General features: G+C 71.6%; 21 protein-coding genes. 9 read left to right on the forward strand and 12 right to left on the reverse strand.

From position 1 onward, the window contains the following. Positions 1–358: 358 nt before the first annotated feature. Entirely contained in the window at positions 359–3,535 is a 3,177-nt protein-coding gene (locus ACIQWG_RS25265; protein ID WP_404099798.1) for an AfsR/SARP family transcriptional regulator, read from the forward strand. 75 nt (positions 3,536–3,610) lie between these two features. Here ACIQWG_RS25265 and ACIQWG_RS25270 read toward each other — a convergent pair whose 3' ends face one another. The 5 genes from ACIQWG_RS25270 to ACIQWG_RS25290 form a co-directional block, all read right to left on the reverse strand. Further along, positions 3,611–4,600 (reverse strand): malate dehydrogenase, encoded by a 990-nt coding sequence (locus ACIQWG_RS25270; protein ID WP_404099800.1) that lies wholly within the window; start codon positions 4,598–4,600, stop codon positions 3,611–3,613. A gap of 369 nt (positions 4,601–4,969) precedes the next feature. Next, positions 4,970–6,220 carry a DUF2690 domain-containing protein gene (locus ACIQWG_RS25275; RefSeq protein ID WP_404099802.1) on the reverse strand — a complete coding sequence of 417 codons (1,251 nt, stop codon included), beginning with the start codon at positions 6,218–6,220 and terminating at the stop codon, positions 4,970–4,972. Positions 6,221–6,668: 448 nt separating this feature from the next. Further along, positions 6,669–7,178: a helix-turn-helix domain-containing protein gene (locus ACIQWG_RS25280; protein WP_404099804.1), complete on the reverse strand. Its 510-nt coding sequence runs from the start codon at positions 7,176–7,178 to the stop codon at positions 6,669–6,671. Positions 7,179–7,393: 215 nt separating this feature from the next. Continuing rightward, entirely contained in the window at positions 7,394–7,870 is a 477-nt protein-coding gene (locus tag ACIQWG_RS25285) for a DUF3017 domain-containing protein (protein WP_404100360.1), read from the reverse strand. A 25-nt stretch (positions 7,871–7,895) separates the two neighbouring features. Then, positions 7,896–8,750, reverse strand: a complete 855-nt coding sequence (locus tag ACIQWG_RS25290) for a bifunctional methylenetetrahydrofolate dehydrogenase/methenyltetrahydrofolate cyclohydrolase (RefSeq protein ID WP_404099806.1) — start codon at positions 8,748–8,750, stop codon at positions 7,896–7,898. Positions 8,751–9,019: 269 nt separating this feature from the next. Between ACIQWG_RS25290 and ACIQWG_RS25295 the strand changes: the two genes are divergently transcribed. The 4 genes from ACIQWG_RS25295 to ACIQWG_RS25310 all read left to right on the forward strand — a co-directional run bounded on the left by ACIQWG_RS25295 (position 9,020) and on the right by ACIQWG_RS25310 (position 13,006). Then, complete coding sequence (locus ACIQWG_RS25295) at positions 9,020–9,628, forward strand: hypothetical protein (RefSeq protein WP_404099808.1); 609 nt, start codon at positions 9,020–9,022, stop codon at positions 9,626–9,628. Positions 9,629–9,781: 153 nt separating this feature from the next. Continuing rightward, positions 9,782–10,531: an FHA domain-containing protein gene (locus ACIQWG_RS25300; protein ID WP_404099810.1), complete on the forward strand. Its 750-nt coding sequence runs from the start codon at positions 9,782–9,784 to the stop codon at positions 10,529–10,531. Beyond that, entirely contained in the window at positions 10,528–12,096 is a 1,569-nt protein-coding gene (locus tag ACIQWG_RS25305) for a protein kinase (protein WP_404099812.1), read from the forward strand. Before ACIQWG_RS25300 ends, ACIQWG_RS25305 begins: the two co-directional genes overlap by 4 nt. A 154-nt stretch (positions 12,097–12,250) precedes the next feature. Next, a complete protein-coding gene (locus tag ACIQWG_RS25310) occupies positions 12,251–13,006 on the forward strand; it encodes an ALF repeat-containing protein (protein ID WP_404099814.1) in 756 nt (251 codons plus the stop codon). Here the strand turns inward: ACIQWG_RS25310 and ACIQWG_RS25315 are convergent. Continuing rightward, positions 13,003–13,200, reverse strand: coding sequence for a DUF397 domain-containing protein (locus ACIQWG_RS25315; RefSeq protein ID WP_404099816.1), 198 nt, complete (start codon positions 13,198–13,200; stop codon positions 13,003–13,005). The genes ACIQWG_RS25310 and ACIQWG_RS25315 overlap by 4 nt on opposite strands. Then, on the reverse strand, positions 13,178–14,032 hold the full coding sequence (locus ACIQWG_RS25320) for a helix-turn-helix domain-containing protein (protein ID WP_404099818.1): 855 nt from the start codon (positions 14,030–14,032) through the stop codon (positions 13,178–13,180). The genes ACIQWG_RS25315 and ACIQWG_RS25320 overlap by 23 nt, the downstream gene beginning before the upstream one ends. A 118-nt stretch (positions 14,033–14,150) precedes the next feature. On the opposite strand from ACIQWG_RS25320, the gene ACIQWG_RS25325 reads away from it, so the two are divergent. Then, the gene (locus ACIQWG_RS25325; RefSeq protein WP_404099820.1) at positions 14,151–14,519 is read left to right on the forward strand and encodes an ATP-binding protein; all 369 of its coding nucleotides are present in this window, start codon (positions 14,151–14,153) and stop codon (positions 14,517–14,519) included. 91 nt (positions 14,520–14,610) lie between these two features. Next, entirely contained in the window at positions 14,611–16,368 is a 1,758-nt protein-coding gene (locus ACIQWG_RS25330; protein ID WP_404099822.1) for a protein kinase, read from the forward strand. A 48-nt stretch (positions 16,369–16,416) separates the two neighbouring features. Here the strand turns inward: ACIQWG_RS25330 and purH are convergent, their stop codons facing one another. Then, positions 16,417–18,000, reverse strand: coding sequence for a bifunctional phosphoribosylaminoimidazolecarboxamide formyltransferase/IMP cyclohydrolase (gene purH, locus ACIQWG_RS25335; protein ID WP_404099824.1), 1,584 nt, complete (start codon positions 17,998–18,000; stop codon positions 16,417–16,419). Further along, positions 17,997–18,635, reverse strand: coding sequence for a phosphoribosylglycinamide formyltransferase (gene purN / locus ACIQWG_RS25340; RefSeq protein WP_404099826.1), 639 nt, complete (start codon positions 18,633–18,635; stop codon positions 17,997–17,999). Before purN ends, purH begins: the two co-directional genes overlap by 4 nt. A 285-nt stretch (positions 18,636–18,920) precedes the next feature. On the opposite strand from purN, the gene ACIQWG_RS25345 reads away from it, so the two are divergent. Continuing rightward, positions 18,921–19,703, forward strand: a complete 783-nt coding sequence (locus ACIQWG_RS25345; RefSeq protein ID WP_404099828.1) for a hypothetical protein — start codon at positions 18,921–18,923, stop codon at positions 19,701–19,703. A gap of 60 nt (positions 19,704–19,763) precedes the next feature. Here the strand turns inward: ACIQWG_RS25345 and ACIQWG_RS25350 are convergent, their stop codons facing one another. Further along, positions 19,764–21,932, reverse strand: a complete 2,169-nt coding sequence (locus ACIQWG_RS25350) for a DUF6350 family protein (protein ID WP_404099830.1) — start codon at positions 21,930–21,932, stop codon at positions 19,764–19,766. A gap of 45 nt (positions 21,933–21,977) precedes the next feature. On the opposite strand from ACIQWG_RS25350, the gene ACIQWG_RS25355 reads away from it, so the two are divergent. Next, the gene (locus ACIQWG_RS25355) at positions 21,978–23,024 is read left to right on the forward strand and encodes an RNA polymerase subunit sigma-24 (protein ID WP_404099832.1); all 1,047 of its coding nucleotides are present in this window, start codon (positions 21,978–21,980) and stop codon (positions 23,022–23,024) included. A 66-nt stretch (positions 23,025–23,090) separates the two neighbouring features. Here the strand turns inward: ACIQWG_RS25355 and sucD are convergent, their stop codons facing one another. Next, positions 23,091–23,975 (reverse strand): succinate--CoA ligase subunit alpha, encoded by an 885-nt coding sequence (sucD, locus tag ACIQWG_RS25360; RefSeq protein WP_404099834.1) that lies wholly within the window; start codon positions 23,973–23,975, stop codon positions 23,091–23,093. A 27-nt stretch (positions 23,976–24,002) separates the two neighbouring features. Further along, the gene (sucC, locus tag ACIQWG_RS25365; RefSeq protein WP_404099836.1) at positions 24,003–25,181 is read right to left on the reverse strand and encodes an ADP-forming succinate--CoA ligase subunit beta; all 1,179 of its coding nucleotides are present in this window, start codon (positions 25,179–25,181) and stop codon (positions 24,003–24,005) included. Positions 25,182–25,458 lie beyond the last annotated feature (277 nt).

Genomic DNA, 25,458 nt, shown 5'->3' on the forward strand with positions numbered 1-25,458 from the left:
TGGTCTGGGCCACATCCGCATCCGAACGCTCGACCGTGAGGTCAGACCGGACACTCGAACAAAATGTCGCCTCACCTCCGGAATTCGGTCAGCGGATGGAGAGTTGGCGAAAACTCTGGTTTGGGCGGTGAGGGTGGTGATGACCTGGTGGCCGCCGCGTGTGGGGATGGTGCGGCGCGCGGGCGGCATGAGGGGGGAAGCGTTCGAGACCTTCACGGCTGTACTCCGGTGTGCTGTCGGATGCCGTCAGCTTTCCGAGCGGGACGTGAGGGAATGTTGAGGAAAGCTGTACGCGCAGGTCGTCGGCCCTGGACCATGACCGACCGGAAGGCACGGGCGGTTACGGAAGGACGGGCCGGTGGAGATCCGGTTGCTGGGGCCGGTACAGGCGTGGGCGGACAGCACCGAGGTCGACCTCGGCCGCCCCCGGCAGCGGTGTGTGCTGACGGTGCTCCTCATGGAGGCCAATCGCGTCGTACCGATCGAGACGCTCATCGACCGGGTGTGGGGGGACGATCCGCCGGCTTCGGTGCGCAACGTGGTCTACGGCTACATAGGCCGCCTGAAGACCGCGCTCCGCGGCCCCGGCCCGGCGGCGACCGACGTCCATCTGGACCGGACCTCCGGGGGCTACGGGCTACGGGTGCCTCATGAGCGGGTGGACCTGTACCGCTTCCGCGACCTCGTCGCCCGCGCCCGTGACGCCGACGACGACCGGGCCGCCGAACTGCTGTGCCGGGCACTGGAGTTGTGGCGTGGCGATCCGCTGTCGGGGGTGACGGGGGCATGGGCGGAACGGACCCGTGCGGGCCTGGCGCGGGAGCGGGTGGAGGCCGCGCTCGGGTATCACGAGGTGCAGCTGCGCAGGGGGCGCCACTCGGAGATCCTCCCCCGGCTGCGGGAGCTGGCCGCCGCCCACCCGCTGGACGAGCGGCTGGCGGGGCACCTGCTGACCGCCCTGTACCGGTGCGGCTTACCGGCCGAGGCGCTCCTCCACTACGACGCCGTGCGCAAGCGTCTGGCCGAGGACCTGGGCGTGGACCCGTCACCGGAACTGCGCGCGCTCCACCGGCTGATCCTCACCGGCGACCCGGAGCTGGCCGCACCGACGCCGAGCCGTGCCGGGGTCCCGGCCGAACTGCCGCACGACGCCCCCGGTTTCGCGGGCCGCGCCGACGAACTCGCCCGGCTGCACGCGCTGCTCCCGCCGGAGCCCGGCCCGGGACCGGCGAACACCGTCGTCATCTCCGCGATCGGCGGCGCCGCCGGCATCGGCAAGACCGCGCTGGCCGTGCACTGGGCCCACCAGGTACGGGCCCGCTTCCCCGACGGCCAGCTGTACGTCAACCTGCACGGCTTCGACCACGACCGGCCGCCGCTCACGCCCGGCGAGGCGCTCGAACTCCTGCTGCGCGGCCTGGGCCTGGGGGCGTCGGAGATCCCCCTGACCGACGAGGCCCAGGCACGCGCGTACCGGTCCCTGCTGGCCGGCCGGCGTCTGCTCGTCCTGCTGGACAACGCGGCCTCGGCGCAGCAGGTACGTCCGCTCCTCCCCGGCAGCCCGACCTGCTGCGTCGTCGTCACCAGCCGCAACCGGCTCGGCGACCTGGTCGCCCGCGACGGCGCGACCGCCCTGCCGCTGGACCTGCTGCTGCCGGACGAGGCCCGCGCGCTGCTGGGCGAGGCGCTCGGCGCGGCCCGGCTGTCGGCGGAACCGCCCACCGTGGTCGACGAGTTGATCCGCCTGTGCGGCAGCCTCCCGCTGGCCCTGCGGGTGGCCGCGGCCCGGCTCGCGGGCGACCCCGGCCTGCGCCTGGCGGACCTGGTCACCGAGATGACCGAGGGCGACCGGCTGGAGGCCCTGGCCCCGGACGACGGGGACGTTTCTCCGCTGCGTACGGCGTTCTCGGCGTCGTACCGGGTGCTGTCGCCGGGGGCGCGGCGGTTGTTCCGGCTGCTGGGGCTGTTTCCTGGCGCGGAGTTCGCGGTGGAGGTGGCGGCGGCTCTTGGAGGTGTGGAGCCGCATCAGGCGCGCCGCCTGATCGGTGCCTTGACCGCGGCGCATCTGATCGAACCGACGGCGGTGGGGCGGTACCGGTTCCATGATCTTCTTCGTGAGTACGCGCGGGAACTCGCGGTGGCCGAGGAGACGGCGACTGATCGGCAGACCGCACAGGAACGGCTACTGCTCTGGTATCTGCGGGCCGCGCGGGCAGTTGCCGGGAGCGGGCTCTTCCCGAGGCTGCCCGACGACCTCGATCGCGGTGACCGGCAAGGCGTCCCCTCTCCCGCCGAAGCCGCTCGGTGGCTTCAAACGGAGCAGCCGACCCTGCTCGCCGTCATCAACCACGCCGCCCGCCACGGTCCCCGCCCTGTCTCCTGGTATCTGGCCTCGGCCCTCTTCGGATACTTCTGGCTCCATCTGCCGCGGGCGACGTGGCAGGCCACGGCGCAGACGGTGCTGGAGGCGGCCGTGGCCGATGACGATCTCTTCGGTCAGGCGGCCATGCACCACCACCTCGGTGTCGTCCGCTGGGACAGGGGCCATGTCAAGCAGGCCATGGACCATCACACGCGGGTTCTGGAGATCAGCCGGGAGATCGGCTGGGCGGCCGGCGAGGTGGCGGCGCTGGGCGGTATGGGCGGCGTGGAATGGACCTTGGCACGCCTCGACAGCGCGTACGAGCACGCCATCGCCGGCCTGCGCATCAACCGGGAGGCCGGGTACGACTACGCCGAGACGTTCGGCCTGGTCATCCTGGGTATGACCTGCCGGGATCTGGGCCGTCTGCACGAAGCCGCCGGTCACCTGGAACTGGCCATCAGCCGGAACCACGGGGTGGTCTGGTGGGACGAGAGCCTGGCGCTCCAGATTCTGGGCTCGGTGTACTGGGAGCTCGGCCGCCTGACCGAGGGCCTGGACGCCCTGCGCTCTCAAGTGGCCGACGACAGCGGCGGGTACCGCAACGGTCGCGCCATGATGCTGGACGCCGTAGCGAAGATCAATGTCGAACTCGGCCGACACGAAGAGGCGCTGCCCCAGGCCGAGCGGGCGTTCGCGATGGTCGAGGGCTCGCGACGCCCCTGGGTCCAGGCGACCATCCTCAACACGGTCGCCGCCGCCCACCGACAACTCGGGCGCGCCGACCAAGCGTTGCGGGCTCACGGTCAGGCCCTCGCCCTGGCCCGAAGCGCCAGGCACCCACGCACCGAGGCCGACAGCCTGCTGGGCCTCTCGCTCACCCACCATCGAGCGGGTCGCCACGACGACGCCCGAACCCACGCGGAACAGGCCCTGCGCCTCGCCCGCGACCACTCGTTCCGGGTGGTGGAGGGCCAGGCCCTGACCGCTCTCGCGGCGACTGCGCGGTCGCAGCGGGACGACGCCACGGCCGTCGGACTGGGGGAGGCCGCCCTGGCCGTCCACCGCCGCACCGGGCACCGCCTCGGAGAGGCCCGCACGCTGCTGGTCCTCGGGATGCGGCAACAGGCCCTGGACATCTTCGCCGACATCGGCGTGCCCGCACCGGAGTAGACCGGCGTGGAAAGACCGCGGGCCCCGCGCCGGAGGAATCCGGTACGGGGCCCGCGGCCGAACGCGCGCTGAGGCTCAGATGAGGCCGAGCCCGCGAACCGCCTCGCGCTCCTCCGCCAGCTCGGCGACGGAGGCGTCGATACGGGCGCGGGAGAACTCGTTGATCTCCAGGCCCTGGACGATCTCGTACCGGCCGTCCTTGGTGGTGACGGGGAACGAGGAGATGAGCCCCTCCGGCACGCCGTACGAACCGTCGGACGGGATGCCCATGGAGACCCAGTCGCCGTCGGCGGTGCCGTTGACCCAGGTGTGGACGTGGTCGATGGCGGCGTTGGCGGCGGAGGCCGCGGAGGAGGCGCCGCGGGCCTCGATGATCGCCGCGCCGCGCTTGGCGACGGTCGGGATGAAGTCCTCGGCGAGCCACTTCTCGTCGTTCACGACCTCGGCGGCGTTCTTGCCGGCGATGGAGGCGTGGAAGATGTCCGGGTACTGGGTGGCGGAGTGGTTGCCCCAGATGGTGAGCCGCTTGATGTCGGCGACCGTCGAGCCCGTCTTCTTCGCGAGCTGGGTCAGCGCGCGGTTGTGGTCGAGGCGGGTCATGGCGGTGAAGCGCTCGGCCGGTACGTCCGGCGCGGCGGCCTGCGCGATGAGCGCGTTGGTGTTGGCCGGGTTGCCGACGACGAGGACCTTGATGTCGTCCGCGGCGTTGTCGTTGATGGCCTTGCCCTGCGGCTTGAAGATGCCGCCGTTGGCCTCCAGCAGGTCACCGCGCTCCATGCCCTTGGTGCGGGGGCGGGCGCCGACCAGGAGGGCGACGTTGGCGCCGTCGAAGGCGACGTTCGGGTCGTCGCTGATGTCGATGCCCTGGAGCAGCGGGAACGCGCAGTCGTCCAGCTCCATCGCCGTGCCCTCGGCCGCCTTCAGCGCGGGAGTGATCTCCAGCAGGCGCAGCTTGACCGGCACGTCCGCGCCGAGCAGCTGGCCGGAGGCGATGCGGAAGAGGAGGGCGTAACCGATCTGGCCGGCCGCGCCGGTGACGGTGACGTTCACGGGAGTGCGGGTCATGGCGTTCTCCGTATGACAGCTGGCGGTGGGGCGGCTCTGCCCCAGGGGTGCGGGACGTAGAGATGATCGATCTCTTGGCGTCGAGAGATCCACCGGTCAGGCTATCGCGCATCCGGGATCTCGTACGTCCGGGTCCGTGTGGCCCGGCCCACAGACCCTCCGCCGGCGGCCAAAAGGAGGCGGCCGCCCGGTCCGGGAGAGGAGGACGTGGGCGGCCGCCGGGTGGGGGTTCCGATGCCGGACTCCCGTGGGGGTACCGTGCGCGTGCCCACTATCCCGGCGGCCATTCCTGTCCCACGGCATTCTTTTTCCGCCCGCGGAAGTCGGCGGGCGGAAGTCCAGGGAGCGGGGCCCCCTGGACCGCCGCTCCTACTCGGTGCACCCTTCCTGCCCGATCGCGAGGGTCGCGCAGGCGATGGCCTCGCCCGCGTCCTTCACCGCCACCATCGGCGTGTACGCGATCGTGTCCCCGGCGGCGGTGATCGTGCCGGTCTGCTTCGACTTCCCGACCGTCACCGCCACCTCGTCCCCCTGCGCCGCCTGGGTGATCCGTCCCCAGGCCGCCCCGCAGGTCTCGCTGTAGCGCACCTCGACCACGGCGGTGCCGACGGTCGTGGTCTTCGCGGTCGTGACGAGGTCACCGCTGCACCCCATGGCCTCCGCGTCCTTGCCGGTGCACGAGTCACCGCTGCACTTCACCCCGGCGGGCAGGTCGGGGGCCGAAGCGGTCGGCGAGGGCGACTTGGCGGCGTCCTCGCCCTTCTTCCCACCGACGCCGTCGGTGAGGTAGAACACCGCCGCGATCACCACCAGCACACCGACGACCCCGGCGAGGAACATCGTCAGCCGCCGCTTCCCGCCACCGCCGCCGGCAGCCCGGTCGCCCCGACCGGGCCCCTGGGGCGGCCGGCCGTACGGACTCGGCGTCCCCGGCGTCCAGGCCGCACCCGACTCCGCGCCGGACGGCCCGGACACACCGGACGCCCCGGACCCGGCGGACCCCGCCGCACGGCCCCCCGTCGGCGACGGCCCCCGGTACCCCGCGAGCCCCCAAGAGTTGCCGCCGGAGCTCTCGCTCTCGCGGACGTCGTCCCCGGAGGATCCCCGCGGCGGGGCGTCCCGGACCCCGGAGTCCCGTACGTCCGGTGCCGTCGGCTGTGCCGGCACCGACGGGGGCAGGGTGGGTGCCACCCCGGCCGGGCCCGCCACTCCGGGCGTGGGCGTCGCCGTGGCGCTGCCGCCCCGGCGCGCGGTCTTGCCCGCCTTCGCGCCCTCCTTGGCGTTCGCCGGCGGCGCTCCGAACTCGCTCAGGGCCGCGCGGGCCTGGGAGATCCGGATCGCCTCCATGGTCATGTCGTGACGCATCTCCGAACGGCTCCAGGCGCGTTCGGCGAGCTCCCACATGGTCGTCAGATGGACCGGATTGGTGCCGGTGACCTCGGCGAGCGCCACGATGGCGCCCTTGGGCGCGAGCAGCCGCCCGTTCAGATACCGCTCCCAGGACGTCTTGGCGTATCCCGTGCGGTCGGACAGCGCCGCGATGCTCAGACCGCTGCGGTCCACGAGCCGCCGCAGCTGGCTCGCGAACTCCCTGACCTGCGGATCGAGTTCATCCGGCAAGGCCCTCCAACGAGGCATTGCGTCCCCCTCTTCCCCCCGGTTCGTGCTGGTGTTTCTCGCGTTTCCCCCGCGCGTGGTGCCCTCTGCCGAGTCCTCGATGTGGCTACCCACAGGGATGCGCCCAGTAAGGATCTCAGTTCCCGGGGTGGGGGCGCACGGGAGCATTGGGACCGTGGGCATGCACCGTTGCACGCCCATCGGACCGAGTCCAGTGTTCCACCGGCTTCCCCTTGCGGCCGACGCAACCCTGGCAGTAAGCCCTTGCAGAAAAGCGGGACGCCCCGGACGTCCCGATCGACCACGCTAGCCCGCTTACTGAACGACTTCCTTGTAAATCCGTGAATTTGTCAACACATCGACACACAGGAAGCACATAAACGGCCACTCTCGCCACATGGGCCGCATTCCGGCAAGTCGGACACCGCCCCTCACGCCGGGCTCACCGGGCTCATCCCAGCGCGAGCGCCCCGATCACCGCCGTCAGCACCAGGGCCACGACGAGTACGACGGCGACCATCAGCAGCCTCCGGGAGGACGGCCCGGTCTCCTTCGGCGGCGCGTCCCACCAGGGCAGCGTGGGATCGTCCTCGTACTCCTCGCCGGGGTACCGCTCGCCCGCCGGGCCCGTGCCGCCGCCCTCGGCCGGTGCCGCCCCCTCCGGCTGCCCCGCCACCGGTACCGCCTTCGGCCAGGCCCGCACCGCCAACTCCCAGCGCACCCCGAAGCGTTCCGCCTCCTCGTTCTCGATCCCCGCGACCCGGCACAGCGCGGCGACCGCCTGACGGGGCGGGGGCTGGGTGGCGTTGAGGTAACGCTGCCAGGAGGACTTGCTGTACGCGGTGCGCGCGCCCAGCGCGACCAGGCTCAGGCCCGTACGGTCCTTGAGCTGCCGCAACTGCTCCACGAAGTGCCGCACCTCCGGCGGCAGATCGTCGGGCAGCGGCTGCCACGCACCCATCGCTCACCTCCGAACCGGACCCGATCGGGTGACGACACGACACGGCGCATTGGTTCCCGACCCGTGCCGACGTAGCGGAACGGTCACTTCCGTGCCACAGCGCACTGACAGGCGTTGAAGAGCCCGTTCTCCGTGCCCGAGGGTGGACGCAGACGGCGGTCCGTCCTTCCTCGGGGGAGAGGACGGGCCGCCGTCGCGTGGAGCCGGATCGGGCTCTAGTTCTCCACGGTGAAGTGCAGGGTGTCCTTCAGGAACGGGAGTTCCAGCCACGGCTCCGGCTGCGCCATCAGCGCCAGCAGCACGATCGCCAGGCCCAGCACGCCGTACGTCACGATGTCGGTGAAGCGCGAGCGGACCGCGAGCATGCCGACGCTCGGCAGCAGCCATCGCAGCACCGCACCGGCCAGCAGCGCGCCGCCGATCACCAGGGTGCCGACGCGGAACACGTCCAGCGCCGTGATCAGCAGGCCGACGCCGACCAGCCCGAGCACGAGCAGGACGGGCCACTGACGGGCGGGCGCCGGCAGATCGGCGGACGCCGCCCGGCCACCGCCCTCGGGGCGTGCCGTGTCCCTGGTGAACAGCGGGAAGCGGCGGGTGGTGCGCCGGGGCACACCCTCCGCGTCCGGCGCGCTCACCGGATCCCGGACCTCGATCTCCTCGACGTCCTCGACGCCTTCGACGTCCTCGATCTCCTCCGCCTTGCCGGAGCCCGCCTCAGCCGACACGGCGCTCCGCCGCCTCCACCACGTTGACCAGCAGCTGGGCCCGGGTCATCGGACCCACACCACCGGGGTTCGGGGAGATGAAGCCGGCCACCTCGGCGACACCGGGGTGGACGTCGCCCACGATCTTGCCCTCGGCGTTGCGCGAGACACCGACGTCGAGGACGGCGGCGCCCGGCTTCACGTCCTCGGGGCGGACCAGGTGGGCGGAGCCGGCGGCGGCGACGATGATGTCGGCGCGGCGCAGGTGCGCGGCCAGGTCACGGGTGCCGGTGTGGCACTGGGTCACGGTCGCGTTCTCGCTGCGCCGGGTCAGCAGCAGCGGCATCGGACGGCCGATGGTCACGCCACGGCCGACCACCACGACCTCGGCGCCCTTGATCTCCACGCCGTACTGACGGAGCAGGGTGAGGACGCCGTTGGGGGTGCAGGGCAGCGGGGCCGGCTCGTTGAGGACCAGGCGGCCGAGGTTCATCGGGTGCAGGCCGTCGGCGTCCTTGTCCGGGTCCATCAGCTCCAGGATGCGGTTCTCGTCGATGCCCTTGGGCAGCGGGAGCTGGACGATGTAGCCGGTGCAGGCCGGGTCCTCGTTCAGCTCGCGGACGACGGCCTCGATCTCCTCCTGGGTCGCCGTGGCGGGCAGCTCACGCTGGATGGAGGCGATGCCCACCTGGGCGCAGTCGCGGTGCTTGCCGGCGACGTACTTCTGGCTGCCGGGGTCCTCCCCGACCAGGATCGTGCCCAGTCCGGGCGTGACCCCCTTCTCCTTCAGCGCCGCCACGCGGGCGGTCAGGTCGGACTTGATCGCGGCTGCGGTGGCCTTGCCATCGAGAATCTGGGCGGTCATGGCTCCCATCTTCCTGGATGACGCCCTCCCCGATCCAATCCGGGTCCGGCACGGCCGTCGCCGCCCCCATCTCCGCCCGTATCCGCCCATGATCAGCGATGTTGCACTTGCACAACACATAGGGAATGCGGCTGGACAAGTAAGAGCCGACTAAAGAACGATGTGACCGCAGTGCCGCGGGCAGTACCGGGGGGACAAACCGCATCAGTTCACCTTCCTCCGCACCGTGCCGCGCGTCCCCGCACTCGGACAACGGAGGAAAGACCGCCATGAGTTTCGGCGACCCGAACAACCCCTACGGCCCGCCTCCCCAGGGCCAGCCCGGCTACCCGCCGCAGCCGCCCCAGGGTCAGCCCGGATACGGCTACCCGCAGCAGCCTCAGGCGCCCGGTTACGGCTACCCGCAGCAGCCCGCGTACCCGGGTTACCCGGGCTCCAACATGATGCCGGTGCAGATGCCGGGTCTGATGAAGACCGCCCGTGTCCTGCTCTTCATCCTGGCCGGCTTCCAGATCCTGTTCGGCCTCATCACCGGCATCGCCGTCGGCGCGGCCCAGGACGTCTCCAACGGCGTCGGCGCGGGTGACGACACCGACACCCTGGCCGGTCTCGGCTTCCTGGTCGCGGCGCTGCTGCTGGGCCTGGGCGCACTGTCGATCTTCCTCGGCGTGAAGTTCAAGAACGGCGGCAGCGGCATCCGCATCACGACGATCGTGTACGCGTCGCTGATGATCCTGGGCGGCATCGTCAACATCGTGAACGGCGCGAACGGCTCCGCCACCTTCGGCGGTCTGATCTCGCTCAGCATCGCCGGCATCATCCTCGCCTCGATGGTCAACAGCGCCGCGTCCGCCTGGTTCGGCCGCCCGCGCTACTGACCTGCACCGGACCTCCACGGAAATCGCCGCCGTCAGGGGTCGGTTCACGCCAATAACAGCCGAGGGCCGTGTCTCACCTGCTTCAGGGGGACACGGCCCGGCCGCGTCGCCCTACTCTGACGGGGGTAGCCGTCAGGCACGGGGAGACGCACCTTGTACAGCATCATCGTGGTACCTCCGCCGACCACGGAGGACGAGAACCGGGCCGTCCAGCACCGGCTGGCGCCCGGCGAACGCCTGGGTTTCGGGCGATCCCTTTCCGACAACGACCTCGCGATCATGCACGACGGGGTGTCCCGCAGGGCCGGTGAGATCACCGCGCAGGGCGCCTTCTGGATACTGAGCAACCTCAGCCGGGAGCAGACGTACGTCGTCGAGAACCCGGAAGGCGCGGGCGAGCACATCAAGGTGGGGCCGGGCCGGCTGGACGCACCGATCCCGTTCGAGTTCTCGCGGATCGTGCTGCCCGCGGCCGGCGATCTGCTGGCGATCGAGGTGTGGGCTCCACGCCACGACTACCTCAGCTCCGACGGCGGCCTGGACGGGGCCACCACCGCTCCGGCCTTCTCGGTGGACCGGACGAAGCGGTACTTCGCGGTCCTCGCCGCCCTGTGCGAACCCCGGCTGCGCGGCGAACCGCACGCCCCGCTGCCCACCGTCGACCAGGTCGTGGACCGACTGCGCCCCAACTGGCCCGCGGCCTCACGCACCTCGGTGCAGTGGAACATCGACTACCTCGCCGTGAAGCTGCGTCTGAAGCCCGGCCCGGAGACGGCGGACACCGGCCCGCGGCTCAACGGCAAGAAGGAGTCCCTGGTGTCGCTGGCGCTCCGCTTCGACCTGGTACGGGAGGACGACCTCGTCGTGCTCGCAGCCCAAGCGTCCGGCCGGGTGGCGCGGTGACCGAGCCCTACGCCGTGCCGGTGCCCAGGGGGTACCGGGTGGGCGACTGGGAGGTGCGGGAGCCGATCGCCACGGGGGCGTTCGGGAGCGTGTACGAGGCCAGACGCGTCGAGGGCGACGCCCTCCCGACGACCGCCGCCCTGAAGTTCCTGCCCACCGGCACCGGCACCCCCCGCCAACTCACCCACCTGCGCGAACTCGTCGAGCGTGAGGTCGAGTTGCACCGCCGGCTGAAGCAGCCGCGGCTGATCCGGATGTACGACACCCTGACGGTGGACGACCCCGGGCACCCCGCGCTCGACGGCGCCACCGTCCTCGTACTCGAAAGGGCCGAGGGCTCCCTGTCCGCCCTGCTGGCTGCTCGGCCCCGCCCCGACGCCGGGCCGGCCCTGCTCGCGCAGATCTGCGAGGGGCTGGCCCAGCTGCACCACGCGGGCTGGGTGCACGGCGACCTCAAACCGGCCAACGTGCTGCTGATGGCGGACGGTTCGGCCCGGCTCGCCGACTTCAACATGGCGGCCGAGCTGGAGGGCACGCACGCCTACACGCCGGCCTTCTCGACGCCCGACTACACCCCGCCCGAGCTGCTGTGGTCGGAGATCGGCGAACGGGGCCGCCGTATCCGGCCGTCGGCGGACGTGTGGGCGTTCGGCGTCCTGGCCCATCTGGTCCTCACCGACTCCTTCCCGCTGCCCGGCGTCACCCCGACGGCCCGCCGCGACGCGGCCGCCGCCTACGCGCGCGGCATCGACGACCTGCGGCTGTCGCCCGAACTGCCGGACACCTGGCGGGAGATCGTCCGTGACTGTCTGACCCGCACGCACGAGGACCGCGTCGGCACCCAGGACCTGCTGCGCCGTGTCGAGGCCGCCGCCGGCACGGGCCGCTCGCCGCGTCTGCCCCGGGCCCTCCTGGGCCGCCGCCGCTCCCGCCGTGGGCCGGTGCTGGCGGCCGCGGCCGCCGTGCTGGCGGTGTCCGCCCTCGGGTACGGCATCAGCACCTGGGCGGACGGCGGCGGTGACAGCGGGACGCCGGGAGGCGAGAGCACGAAGGTCACGGCCGGCATGTACGGCGCCGCCGAACTCCGCACCGACAAGGGCATCCCGGTGTCCTACCGCCGCCTCATCGTCGACTCGGCCCATGACTGTGTCCGGCCGCAGGTCACGCCCGCGCTGATCGCCGCCCTGCTGAAGGCAGAGAGCAACTTCGACCCGGATCTGTCCGATCCGTCCGCGGGCAAGGAGGGCGAGTACGGCATCGCCCGCTGGACGCCGAGCCTGCTGCGCTGGTGGATCCGTGCGGACGGCGTCCCCGCGGAGGAGACCCCCCGGCCTCCCCTCACCCCGGCCGAGTCCATCCCGGCCGTGGGCCGCTACCTCTGCTACATGGAACCGCTTCTGGACAAAACCGGTCTGTCCGGCGACCGTCAGATCCTGCTGGCCGCCGCCTACCGCACCTCGACCAGGGTCGTGAACGACGCGGGCGGAGTTCCCCCGAAGTACCGCGACTACGCCGCCCGCGTCGCCCACTACCTCAAGGAGTACACGCCGCCCGGCAAGAAGTGACCCTGAGAGTTCTCAGGTACCGCACGCGCGGGGCGTATGTGTGGCGCATGCACGCAACGACGAGCGGCGAAGACTGCTCACTTCCGGCAGTGAACTCCGGCCCTGCGTGAGGGAACATGCGGGCGCTGACACACCTCGGAAGAAGGGTTCATCTGTGAGACCGAACCGCGCTGCCCTGACCCTCGCGGCAACCGCCCTCGCCCCGGCGCTCCTGCTGGCCACCCCGGCCTTCGCCGCCCAGTCGGCGCCGGCCTCCGCGACCACCGTGTCGGCCGCGTCCGACGCGGCCGGCTCGGGCGTCGACGAGATGTCCGACGACGACGTCCGGGTCGAGATCGCGCGCATCATCGGCGACCCCGACACCGGCAGGGCCGTCTACGCCGCCGCGCAGAAGGCCCTGGACGGCACGATCGAGGATCAGCGGTACTTCCTGGAGACGGGGCGTTGGATCGCGCAGTTCGAGGACGACCGCGTCGCCACCTTCCGCATCCTCCATATCGCCCAGCAGAACAACGACAGGGCGGTCATCAGGGAAGCCACGAAGGCCCTGGAAGCCGGCACTCCGGAGGCCCTGCGCGCCTTCCTGGAGACCGGCTATCGCCTCGCGCAGGCCGAGGACGACGCCGTCGCGATCGCCCGCATCCTGGCCACCGCCGACCCCAAGACGGACAAGGCGGTCATCAGGGAGGCCAACGAGGCCCTCGACGCCTACACCCCGGAGGCCCTGCGGGCCTACCTGGAGACCGGCTACCGGCTCGCCCGCGCGGAGGACGACCGCGTCCGCGTCTTCCGGATCCTGGCCGACCCGACGATCAGCGACGCGCTGCGCACGGCGGCGGAACAGGTCATCGACGGCACACCTGAGGAACTGCGGTACTTCATCGAGGTGGGTCAGTACGAGGTCGACTAGAGGGACTTGAGGAAGAGGGCCCAGGCGCGGGTGGGGAACACCAGCGCGGGGCCCTCCGGGTTTTTGGAGTCGCGGACGGGGATGACGCCGGGGAGGAGATCAGCGACTTCGACGCAGTCGCCGCCTTCGTCGTTGCTGTAGCTGCTCTTGCGCCAGGCAACGGAGTCCGAGTCAATCCCCTTGCTGCGCTTCATCTCTGTAGATCCTCGCTGCGTCGTCCATCAAGGCCAGGGACGCCTCGGGTGACAGTGCGACGGCCCTGAGCAGATCGTATCTACGACGGTACTCCTGCACATGGGCCGGATAGTCGACCATCTGACCAGCGAAATCACCCTCGGTGTACACCAGCGGCGGGGCATCCGCGAAGGACATGATCTTGACCATGCCATGCCTGAGCGGATGCCAGGGTGTCGTTTCCGGAATGATCTGAACAACGCTCCGCGTGGAGCGCATCACTTCGAGGATGTGCTCCACCTGCTCGGCCATCACCGTCGGCGGAAGCGGTGTTCTCCGGATGACCGACTCGGCCAGGATCCCCCAGTAGCTGGGCCGGTCCTCGCGACTCCACAACTCCCCGCGCGCCAACCGTGCGCGGACACGCTCCTCGACCACCTTCGGTGGCACCTCGGGGTCCTGGTACTGGATCTGCCCGCGAAAGTAAGAACCGGTCTGGAGAAGCCCCGGTACGACATTGGGCGCCCACTCCTCCAACGTCGTCGCCTGCTTCTCCATGTCGGGGATGTCGGCGGAGTACCACGGGTGCCCCACCCGCCGGGCCCTCGCCGCGTCTTCACACCGGCGCTGGAAAAACCCGTCCGTCCCCAGCCGCTCATCCACATGCCTGGCCAGATCCTCCGGCATCCGCCGCTCCCCGCGCTCGATCTGGCTGAGGAACGAGATCCCCCGGAAGCTCCCGTCGGCCAACTGCTCCAGCGTCAGCCCGGCCGCCTCCCTCTTGAAGCGCAACTCGGCCCCGTAGAAACAGGGAACGCTCACCGAGGCGTCGGGATCCTTACGAGCGGGCACCACTCACCACCACTGTTTGCCGATTACCGTGCGCAATCCAAACCCCTTTGACGGTACGCCGTTCCGCGCCACTGTGTGACCGATTCACCACGCAGCGCACACAGAAAGGCGCACCCCGATGACGGAACCCCTCGTCCTCGAACTGCCGGCGCTCCCCAAGGCCGTACCGGAGGTACGCCGTGCCGTACGCGAGCACCTCGGCACTCCCTGCCCCGAAGTCCAGCTCTGTGTGAGCGAGTTGATCACGAATGTGATCACCCACGTCGGCGAGGGCACCCCCGTGACCGTCCGCCTGTTCCGTACCGTGTGCGGCAGCACACGCCTGGAGGTCACGGACCCCGAGGCCCACACGTGGCTCATCGCCCGTGTGCCGGACGCGGACGACGAGACGGGACGGGGCCTCCTGCTGCTCGACGCGGTCACCCGGCGCTGGGGCGTGTGGCTGACTCCGAGGGGCAAGACGGTGTGGTGCGAACTGCCGCCCTGAGGGGCCTGCGTGACGCACGAGCCCGCGATAGCCTCGGGTCAACTGGGGTGACTCACCCGAGGCGTTGGGACATAGGCACATCGGGGGTTCCATGTCGGAGCAGCGGCCCACGCCGCCACCTTCTCCCGCGTCGGCTGACGCCGCCCTGGCGCAGGTGGGGGCCACCCCGCTGAAGCCGGCCGACCCCCGCCGGATCGGACCCTACGTCCCGCTCGGCCTGCTCGGCAGCGGCGGCATGGGCCACGTCTACCTCGCCCGCCCCGCCGACGACGCCCCCGGCCTGGCCGCCGTCAAGGTGATCCGCCCCGAGTACGCCGAGGACCCCCGGTTCCGGCGGCGGTTCGAGCGGGAGGCCGCCGTGCACGCCCAGGTGCACACACCCCGGACACCGGACCTGCTCGGCACCGGGTTCGACGACTCGCTGCTGTGGATGGCGACGCAGTACCTGCCCGGCCTGAACCTCGCCGAAGCGGTCCGCGAGTGCGGCAGGCTGGAGCGGGCCGGGGTGTGGCGGCTGGTCGCGGAGATGGGGCAGGCGCTGTCGGCGCTCGCCGCCGCCGACGTCGTACACCGGGATCTCAAGCCGTCCAACGTGATCCTGTCCCAGCAGGGCACCCATGTCATCGACTTCGGCATCGCCCAGGCCGCCGACGGCAGCGCGATCACGTCGACCGGGAGCCGGGTCGGCACGCCCGCCTTCATGGCGCCCGAGTATCTGCGCGAGGGCCGCTGCGACACCGCTTCCGACGTCTTCTCGCTCGCCGGGAGCCTGATCTACGCGGCCACCGGGCACGCCCCGTTCGGCGACGGCACCGGCGTCGATGTGATGCACCGGGTCGCCTTCGAGGAGCCCAAGCAGGAGATCATGGCCGAACTCGCGGCCGTGGACCCCGCGTTGGCCGCCCTGATGTCCGCTTGTCTCGCCAAGGACCCGGCCGCGCGCCCCCTTCCGCGCGGGCTGATCGAGGCCGCCACGGCCGCCGGCCACGGGCACGGCAGCCCGCCCGCCTGGCACGAGCCGCTGGGTGCTCGGCTGGTCGCCCGGCAGCAGGCCTGCGAGGTGCTGGAACGGGTCGCCGTGCACGAGACCGTCCAGTTGCGTACGCCGGTACAGCCGCCCGTCTTCCCCGGTCCCTCGATCGGGGCGCCCACGCCGCCGGCCCCGTGGCAGCACGCCACGCCCACGCAGACCCCGGCCCCCGAGGGCGGCGGCACGAAGAGGCGGAGGGCCTACCTCGCCGTCGCCGCGGGTCTCGCCGTGTGCGCCATCGCGGCGAGCGCCTTCGCGCTCACCCGCCCACCCCAGGACGACACGGCCCCCGCCGCGGCGACCGCGGGCAACAGCGCCACCCCCGAACCGGCACGGACCTCTGTCCTCCCCACCTCCTCCGCCTCGCCCTCCGGCAAGAAGAAGGAGACGAAGAAGGCGGAGCCCCGGGAATCGGACGTCGCGGCGTCCGAGAGCGCCGGCGCGACATCCGACAGCGGCGCGGGCGGAACCCGGCCCACCCCCGCCGACAACGCCTCCGCCCCGCCCAACGGCGGCACCACCCCGGCCGCCACCCCCACCCCGACGGCACCCACCACACCCGCCACCCCGCCCTGGATCTCCCAGTGCACGTACTACTCCGGCACCGAGCTCACCGTGCAGGGCAACAAGGGCCAGCGCGTGGTCCAGGTGCAGTGCATGCTCACCAAGCGCGGCTACAGCGTCGGTTCGTCCGGCGTGGACGGCGAGTTCGGCTCCGCCACGCTGGCCGCCGTGAAGCAGTTCCAGGGGGCCAAGGGCCTTGAGGTGGACGGCGAGGTGGGCCCCAACACCTGGGCGGCGCTGCGCAGTTCGACATGACGCAGGGCCCGCCGTCCGAGGTACGGCGGGCCCTGCGACTTGTACGGCTCAGTGGAAGAAGTGGCGCGTCCCCGTGAAGTACATCGTGACGCCCGCCTTCTTCGCCGCCTCGACCACCTGCTCGTCACGGACCGAACCGCCGGGCTGGACCACGGCCTTCACGCCGGCCTCGGTCAGGATCTCCAGGCCGTCGGGGAAGGGGAAGAAGGCGTCGGAGGCGGCGTAGGAACCCTGCGCGCGCTCGGCGCCGGCCCGCTCCACCGCCAGCTTCGCGGAGTCGACGCGGTTGACCTGGCCCATGCCGACGCCGACCGAGGCGCCGTCCTTGGCGAGCAGGATGGCGTTGGACTTCACGGCCCGGCAGGCCTTCCAGGCGAAGGCGAGCTCGGCCAGTTCCCCGGCGGAGAGCGCCTCGCCCGTCGCCAGGGTCCAGTTCGCCGGGTCGTCGCCGTCGGCCTGGAGGCGGTCGGTGACCTGGAGGAGGGCGCCGCCGTCGATGGGCTTGACCTCGACGGGGTTGCCGGGAGCGGTCGGCGCCTTGAGGACCCGGATGTTCTTCTTCTTGGCGAGCGCTTCGAGGGCGCCGTCCTCGTAGTCGGGCGCGACGATGACCTCGGTGAAGATCTCGGCGACCTGCTCCGCCATCTCCTTGCTGACCGGCCGGTTGACGGCGATCACGCCACCGAACGCCGACAGCGGGTCACAGGCGTGCGCCTTGCGGTGCGCCTCGGCCACGTCCGCACCGACCGCGATACCGCACGGGTTGGCGTGCTTGATGATCGCGACGCAGGGCTCGGCGTGGTCGTAGGCGGCACGGCGGGCGGCGTCCGTGTCCGTGTAGTTGTTGTACGACATCTCCTTGCCGTGCAGCTGCTCGGCCGTGGCCAGACCGCCGCCGTTGCCGTCGACGTACAGGGCGGCCGGCTGGTGCGGGTTCTCGCCGTAGCGCAGGGTGTTCTCGCGCTCCCAGGTGGCGCCGAGGAAGTCCGGGAACCGGGAGTCGTCGACGGGGGCGTACTCGCCGGCGAACCAGCTCGCCACCGCCACGTCGTACGCCGCCGTGTGCTGGAAGGCCTCCGCCGCGAGCCGCTTGCGGGTGGTGAGGTCGAAGCCGCCGTCGCGGACGGCCGCGAGGACGTCGGCGTAACGGTCCGGGCTGGTGACGACCGCCACGGACGGGTGGTTCTTGGCGGCGGCGCGCACCATCGACGGGCCGCCGATGTCGATCTGCTCCACGCACTCGTCGGGCGTGGCGCCCGAGGCGACGGTCTCACGGAACGGGTAGAGGTTGACGACGACGAGGTCGAAGGGCGCGACCCCCAGCTCGTCCAGCTGCTGCCGGTGGCTGTCGAGACGCAGGTCCGCGAGGATGCCCGCGTGCACACGCGGGTGCAGCGTCTTGACCCGGCCGTCCAGGCACTCGGGGAAGCCGGTGAGCTCCTCGACCTTGGTCACGGGCACGCCGGCCGCGGCGATCTTCGCGGCCGTGGAGCCGGTGGAGACGAGTTCGACACCCGCCTCGTGCAGCCCACGCGCGAGGTCCTCCAGACCGGTCTTGTCGTAGACGCTGACGAGCGCGCGACGGATGACCCGCTTGGTGCTCTCGGCCGTGACAGTGCTGTCGGCGGTCACTGGATAACTACCTTTCGTCCCTCAATGCGATAGCCGTTGCGGGCGAGCCGCCCCACGACCTCGACGAGCAGCCTTCGCTCGACTTCCTTGATGCGCTCGTGCAGAGCGCTCTCGTCGTCCTCGTTGCGGACCTCGACCACGCCCTGAGCGATGATCGGCCCGGTGTCGACGCCGTCGTCGACGAAGTGGACGGTGCAACCGGTGACCTTGGCCCCGTACGCGAGCGCGTCACGGACGCCGTGGGCGCCGGGAAAACTGGGCAGCAGCGCCGGGTGGGTGTTCACGAACCGGCCCCCGAAGCGCGCGAGGAACTCCTTGCCCACGATCTTCATGAACCCGGCGGAGACGACCAGATCGGGCTCGTGGGCGGCGACGGCCTCGGCGAGGGCGGCGTCCCACTCCTCCCGGCCGGCGTGGTCCTTGACCTTGCACACGAAGGTCGGCAGCCCGGCACGCTCGGCCCGCGCCAGCCCCTCGATGTTCGCGCGGTCGGCGCCGACCGCGACGATCTCGGCGCCGTAGCCCTCGGGACCGACGGCGGCGATCTCGTCGAGGAGCGCCTGGAGGTTGGTGCCGGATCCGGAGACCAGCACGACGAGGCGCTTGGCACGCTCGGCCACGGGCTTGGCGGCCACGGTGGGGCCCTTTCTCGGGGGTGTGTTCTTCGTGCGGCCGGTGCTTTGTATATTCGCTTTGTATATTCGTACGAATGCATCGCGTCCCGGGATACGGGGAAGTCTACGAAGCGGCCGACCGTCAGCAACGATACCGGCACTCCGGACGGCCCCCACGGGACGGGGGCGTGGCCGGAAGGTAGCGTCTGGGGGAGCTGGCCCGGGAACGCGGTTGTGGTGCGGTGCGTTCACGAAGTGACAGCTCATGTCGGATCAGTCGTTCACCAAGGGGAAGACGCTCACCTGATGTCGGACCGCAGCCTGCGACTCCTCACACTCCCTCCGCAGTCGGCGCGGGGAGGGAAGCGGGACGCCGTCCTGCTGCGCGAGCGGCCCTCCTCGCCCCCTGACGCGTCCTCGGACAAGAAGTCCGGTGGCGAACAGGGCGGCGACTCCCAGGACGACAACCCCTTCGCCCCGCCGCCGGAGGGCACACCGGACCGCCCGTGGCAGCCCCGGCGCCCGACGGGGGGCGACGACTCGCAGGGTTCCGACCAGGGCGGGGACAACTCGCCCTGGGGCAACCAGTGGAGCGACCGCCAGCCCGGCCGTTCCAACGGCGGCTTCGGCGATCATCCGCGCAGCGGCCAGGACGGCTCCGGCTCCGGCGGCCCCGGCACGAACATGCGCTGGGACCCGACCGACCCCGCCCAGCGCCGGGCTCGCTATGCCCTGCTGTCCGGCATGTGGGCCTTCTTCTTCGCCCTGTTCAGCTGGCCGTACCTGGCTCTGCCCCTCGGCGCGCTGGCCCTCTACTGGGGCATCAGCGCCCTGCGGGCCAAGCCCCGCACCCCCGACCCCGACAACCCGGCCCCGCAGCCCACCGGCCGCCCCCAGACGACGGCCGCGGTGAGCGGCCTGGTCACGGCGTCCCTCGCCATCGCGGTGGTCGCGGCCGGGTTCGCGGCACAGGTCGTGTACAGCGAGTACTACACCTGCCGGAGCGACGCCCTGACCAACGAGGCGAAGCAGGCGTGCAGTGAGCATCTGCCGAAGGAGCTGCGGGGCGTTCTGGGGGCGGATAGTTGATGCGGGGCGGGATCGGCAGGGGTTGAGGGGGCGGTTGCCGGCCTCCGGCGGCCGCGCTGGTCAGTTCGGCGCCTGGGCCGCGTCCGGGGGCCCGTCGGTGGTCGAGGGCATCTTGGAGTCCTGAGGTTCCTGGGGCTTCGAGACCTCGGGTGTCTCGCGCTCGGCTGACGTGTCCCGGGTGTTCGGGAGCTCGTGTGCGGCGGAGGGATCCGGTCCGGCCGGGGGCTCTTGTCCGGCCGGGGGCTGCTGTCCGGCCGGGGGCTGCTGCTCGATTGAGGGCTTCTGTTCGGTCGAGGGCGCCGGTCCGGCCGAGGGCGCCTGTTCCGCGGAGGGCTCCCGTTCCGCGGAGGGCTCCTGGACGTCTCGTGGGCTCGGTTCGTCCGGTTCTTGCTGTGGCTTCGGCGGCTTCGGCGGCCTCGGCGCCTTTGTCGGCTCCGGCTGCTCCGACGCCTCGTCCGTCGCCTCGTCCGTCGCCGCCCGGTGGGCCGCGCGGGAGCTGTCGCCGTCGTGCCAGGACGGGGGCGGAGGCTCCGGCCGCGGGTCGTTCGGTGAGAAGCCTTCGGGCTCGAAGGTCGTGTCGTGATCGTAGGTCCCGTACGGGAAGGCCTGGTCGGCCTCACCCGGGTCGACCTGCTCCCGCGCCGGCGCCTTGAGGGAGGCGTCCTTGCCCTCGGCCGGCAGTCCCGGCCCCGGCTTCGCCGCCTTCCCTTCCCCCTTCCCCGGCCGCCCGGACCCTTCCGACTCCGCCCCCTGCGGCTCCGCCCCTTGCGGCTCCGCGCCCCGAGGCTTGCCGATCCGTGCGCCCTGCGATGCGCTCGCCGACTGCGCCCGTCGCGCCGTCCCCGACTCGCTCCCCGAGGCCCCCCGGCGCCGCTGCCCCACCCAGCACCGGCAGCCCCGCACCACCACCGCGACGGGCACCGACACCGCCGCGACCCACCCCAGCGTGGCCCCACCCGTCTGCCACCACACCGGTCCGAAGGCCGAGAGCGCCCCCACCCCCAACGGCCCGCCCGACAGCGTGGCCAGCACGGCGACGACGACCGCGCAGAACACGGCGGCCAGTACAGCGGTCCCGGCGGTGAGCCCGGGGGACCAGGTCACCACCGGCGCCGGCGCGTTCCCCGAAGCGGCAGCCGCACGCTCCCGCCCGCTCCCCTCAGGCGCCTCGCCCGGCTCGCCCCCCTCCCCCCACCTGGCCGCGAACCACCCCACGACCACCCCCGCCACGATCGGCACCACCCCGATCCCCCACCGCAACGGCCCCTCGACCCCCGCCTCCGGCACGGCCTCCAGCAGCGGGAACGGCGGCAGCAGCGGCGCCGGTGCCGAGGCCAGCGGCCCCACCACATGCCCCGTCCCGAGCACGAACCCCGGGCCGAGGGCATAAGCCGCCGCCCACACGGCCGCGTTCGGCACCAGCGCCGCGCACAGCAGCAGCACCGCGAGCCGCCCCGACCAGCCCGTCGTCAGATCCAGGAACGACCCCCGCACCGCCGCGCCGTTCCACACCAGCGCCCCGCTCACCAGCAGCGCCCCGCCCCCGGCCAGCGCCGCCGCGCCGGCCCCCGCCGCCCGCGCCGCGGTACCGACGCGGGCGCGCCCTTCCGGCGCGGGCACCAGCCGCCGTACCCGCGCCGGAAGCACGAGCAGCAGACCGTCCACCACCTCGGGCCGGCGCTCGCACGCCGACCACACCCCGACGCCGGCGGCGGCCATGACGATCAGCGGCACCCGCATCGCCGTCCACATCCACGCCGGGCGCAGCTCACCCCCGGAGGCATACACCGCGGCCGCGAAGCCGACCCCGAGGTACCCGAGGACGACGCCCGCCCACGCCGTACGCACCGACACCAGGGGCACCCCCTCGCCCCCGTCCGCCGCCGCGTCCCGCGCCGCCCGGTGCACCAGCCACACCGGCACCGCGAGCAGCAGCAGCGGGGTGACACCGACCGGGGCGGGGACACCGGAGAGCGTGTCCATGCGGACCAGTTCGGCGCCGTGCGCCAACAGCCACAGCACGGCGGCGATCCGCAGCGCGCCGCCCGGCCCGCTGTCCGGATACGGCGAGCTGATCCACAGCACGATCACCAGCACGGCGGACACACCGAGCCCCAGCCCGGCCGCGACCGCGCCGCTGAAGAGGCTGGCGCCCAGGCCGGGCGTTCGACGGCGCATGCGCGTGAGCAGGGGCGTTCGGCGAGCGGTCATCTCGATCACGCCCGCCATGCTCCCAACGACACGCGCTTTTCCGTCGTAACGGGCGAACCCCCGATGTGTCGCTCAATATATGTTTATGTACTTTTTCGGACAAAGGAGTGTCTGGTGACACAGACCTCCGCGGCCCCGCGCAAGAACGGCCGCACGACACCGCGGGGCCGGCGTCGGGAGGCGTACGCACAACTGCTCGGGTCGCCCGCCGAGGAGACGGAGGATCAGAAACACACGGAGGAGCCCGAGGTGATGGCAGATCAGTCCGCGGTCCAGAGCGTCGCCGCCGCGCCCGAGCCGGCACTGGAGGGACGGCTCACCCCCGCCCAGGCCTTCGACGCGCTGTACGCCTTCTGCGCCCCCTCCCTCGTCCGGCAGACCTACCTGCTCACCGGGCGCCGCGAGCTCGCCCGGGAATCCGTGGAGCGGGCCTTCCAACTCGCCTGGCAGCGCTGGCCGGAAGTGGCGCGCGACCGGGACCCGGCGGGCTGGGTGCGGGCGACGGCGTACGACTTCGCCCTCTCCCCTTGGCACCGGTTCCGCCCCCGCTACCGGCACCCCGAACCGCCGCCCGGCGACGCGTCCGACCGCGCCCTGCTGGACGTACTCCTGCGCCTCCCGCCACCGCAGCGCCGCACCCTCGTGCTCTACGACGGTGTGGGCCTGGACCTGCCCGAGACGGCGGCCGAGACGGAGGCGAGCACACCGGCCGCGGCCAACCGCCTGCTGAACGCCCGCTGCGCGGTCGCCGCCCGGCTGCCGGATCTGTCCGACCCCACCGAACTCCACCACCGTCTGGCCGAACTGGCCGCCGCGGAACGCCTGCGCGCGGCCAAGCCGACCGAGGTGCGCGACGGCAGCGAACGCCGGGCACGTTTCTGGACGCGAGCGGCGATCGCGTTCACGGTGGCGCTCATCGGCACGACGGCCCTGACCCTGCGCACGGCTCCGACGCAGTACGAGCCGCCCGTGCCGCCGGGGTCCACGGTGCGGGGCGTGCCGCCGAGGATGGCGCCGGGGCCGCTGTCGGAGAAGGAGCTGGAGCTGCGCAAGAAGCTGCGGGAGCAGTTGCAGAGCGGGCCGGAGCGACTGGCGCCGCAGCCGCTGTGACGCCGGTGGGCCCGCCCCCCTTACGGGGAACGGGCCCACCGGTGTTCGGCCGGGTACCTGTGAAGGTCAGCCGCCCAGGATCTCGCGCGCGAGCTTCGCGGTCTCGGTCGGCGTCTTGCCGACCTTGACGCCCGCGGCCTCCAGGGCCTCCTTCTTGGCCTGCGCCGTACCGGAGGAGCCGGAGACGATGGCGCCGGCGTGGCCCATGGTCTTGCCCTCGGGCGCGGTGAAGCCCGCGACGTAGCCGACGACCGGCTTGGTCACGTTCTTCGCGATGAAGTCCGCGGCCCGCTCCTCGGCGTCGCCGCCGATCTCACCGATCATCACGATCAGGTCGGTGTCGGCGTCGGCCTCGAACGCGGCGAGCGCGTCGATGTGCGTGGTGCCGATGATCGGGTCGCCACCGATGCCGACGGCGGTCGAGAAGCCGATGTCACGCAGCTCGTACATCATCTGGTACGTCAGCGTGCCGGACTTCGAGACCAGACCGATACGGCCCGGCTTGGTGATGTCGCCCGGGATGATGCCGACGTTCGACTGACCCGGGGTGATGATGCCGGGGCAGTTCGGGCCGATGATCCGGGTCTTGTTGCCCTTCTTGCCGGCGTACGCCCAGAAGTTCGCGGAGTCGTGCACCGCGATGCCCTCGGTGATCACGACGGCCAGCGGGATCTCGGCGTCGATGGCCTCGATGACCGCGTCCTTGGTGAACTTCTCCGGCACGAAGATGACGGAGACGTTGGCGCCGGTGGCCTCGATGGCCTCCTTCACGGTCCCGAAGACGGGTACCTCGGTGCCGTCGAAGTCCACGGTCTGACCCGCCTTGCGCGGGTTCACGCCGCCCACGACCTCGGTGCCGTCACCGAGCATGAGCTTGGTGTGCTTCATGCCCGTGGCGCCGGTCATGCCCTGGACGATGACCTTGCTGTCCTTGTTGAGCCAGATAGCCATGGTGTGTTGTGTCCTCGTCCTGAGTGCTTACTTGGCGGCGTGAGCCAGTTCGGCGGCCTTGTCGGCCGCGCCGTCCATGGTGTCGACGCGCTGCACCAGCGGGTGGTTGGCGTCGGTGAGGATCTGCCGGCCGAGCTCGGCGTTGTTGCCGTCGAGGCGGACGACGAGGGGCTTGGAGACGTTCTCGCCCCGGTCCTCCAGCAGCTTCAGGGCCTGGACGATGCCGTTGGCGACCTCGTCACAGGCGGTGATGCCACCGAAGACGTTGACGAACACGGACTTGACGTCCGGGTCGCCGAGGATGATCTCCAGGCCGTTCGCCATGACCTGGGCGGAGGCGCCACCGCCGATGTCCAGGAAGTTGGCCGGCTTGACGTTGCCGTGCTTCTCACCGGCGTACGCGACGACGTCCAGGGTGCTCATGACGAGACCCGCGCCGTTGCCGATGATGCCGACCTCACCGTCGAGCTTGACGTAGTTGAGGTTCTTCTCCTTGGCGGCGGCCTCGAGCGGGTTGGCCGCGGCCTTGTCGTGCAGCTCGTCCCAGTCGTGACGGAACTCGGCGTTGTCGTCGAGCGACACCTTGCCGTCCAGGGCGAGGACGTCACCGGAGGCGACCTTCGCGAGCGGGTTGACCTCGACGAGGAGGGCGTCCGACTTGATGAAGGTGTCCCACAGCGTCACCAGGACGTTGACGACCTTGTCGGCGACGTCGGCCGGGAAGTTGGCGGCCTCGACGATCTCGCGGGCCTTGGCCTCGTCCACACCGTCGATCGGGTCGATCGCCGTCTTGGCGACGGCCTCCGGGCGGGTGGCCGCCACCTCCTCGATCTCCACGCCGCCCTCGACGGAGGCGATGGAGAGGAAGGTGCGGTTGGCACGGTCGAGGAGGAAGGAGACGTAGTACTCCTCCAGGATCTCCGGGGCCGTCTCGGCGATCATCACCTTGTGGACCGTGTGGCCCTTGATGTCCATGCCGAGGATGTCCGTCGCACGGGCGACGGCCTCGTCCGGGGTGGCGGCGAGCTTCACGCCACCGGCCTTGCCACGGCCGCCGACCTTCACCTGTGCCTTGACGACGGACTTGCCACCGAGGCGCTCAGTGGCTGCGCGGGCCGCCTCAGGCGTGTCGATGACTTCACCGGCCAGCACCGGTACATCGTGCTTGGCGAAGAGGTCCCTCGCCTGGTACTCGAACAGGTCCACGCGCTTCCGTCCCTATCAGTGATCTCGCGGTTCGTTGGATGCGTGGGCGTGCCGCGAAGGGCAACGTGACGTCCGCTGTCACAAGGGAGGCGCACACGGTGTCCGAGCGCGCGGCATGTCCGTCTCGCAGGTTATCTCTGCTTGCAGGAGGCCCCTAAATCGAGGGTCACACCTGAGCGGTGATACCTGTCACATGATGCCGGGATCAGCCCTGATCACTGGCACGGCGTGCCGAATGTGAGGTGTCCGGAGCGTGACGGGATGCGGCCCTTGCGGG

It is taken from the genome of Streptomyces sp. NPDC098781 (genome assembly GCF_044759995.1).
Lineage (GTDB): Bacteria > Actinomycetota > Actinomycetes > Streptomycetales > Streptomycetaceae > Streptomyces.

Coding starts and splice junctions, on each gene's coding strand:
- ACIQWG_RS25270 (WP_404099800.1), bottom strand. CDS start 4,600: ATGACCCGCACTCCCGTGAACGTCACCGTCACCGGCGCGGCCGGCCAG.
- ACIQWG_RS25315 (WP_404099816.1), bottom strand. CDS start 13,200: ATGAAGCGCAGCAAGGGGATTGACTCGGACTCCGTTGCCTGGCGCAAG.
- ACIQWG_RS25355 (WP_404099832.1), top strand. CDS start 21,978: ATGTGTCGCTCAATATATGTTTATGTACTTTTTCGGACAAAGGAGTGT.
- ACIQWG_RS25325 (WP_404099820.1), top strand. CDS start 14,151: ATGACGGAACCCCTCGTCCTCGAACTGCCGGCGCTCCCCAAGGCCGTA.
- ACIQWG_RS25330 (WP_404099822.1), top strand. CDS start 14,611: ATGTCGGAGCAGCGGCCCACGCCGCCACCTTCTCCCGCGTCGGCTGAC.
- ACIQWG_RS25295 (WP_404099808.1), top strand. CDS start 9,020: ATGAGTTTCGGCGACCCGAACAACCCCTACGGCCCGCCTCCCCAGGGC.
- ACIQWG_RS25280 (WP_404099804.1), bottom strand. CDS start 7,178: ATGGGTGCGTGGCAGCCGCTGCCCGACGATCTGCCGCCGGAGGTGCGG.
- ACIQWG_RS25290 (WP_404099806.1), bottom strand. CDS start 8,750: ATGACCGCCCAGATTCTCGATGGCAAGGCCACCGCAGCCGCGATCAAG.
- ACIQWG_RS25345 (WP_404099828.1), top strand. CDS start 18,921: ATGTCGGACCGCAGCCTGCGACTCCTCACACTCCCTCCGCAGTCGGCG.
- sucD (WP_404099834.1), bottom strand. CDS start 23,975: ATGGCTATCTGGCTCAACAAGGACAGCAAGGTCATCGTCCAGGGCATG.
- ACIQWG_RS25350 (WP_404099830.1), bottom strand. CDS start 21,932: ATGGCGGGCGTGATCGAGATGACCGCTCGCCGAACGCCCCTGCTCACG.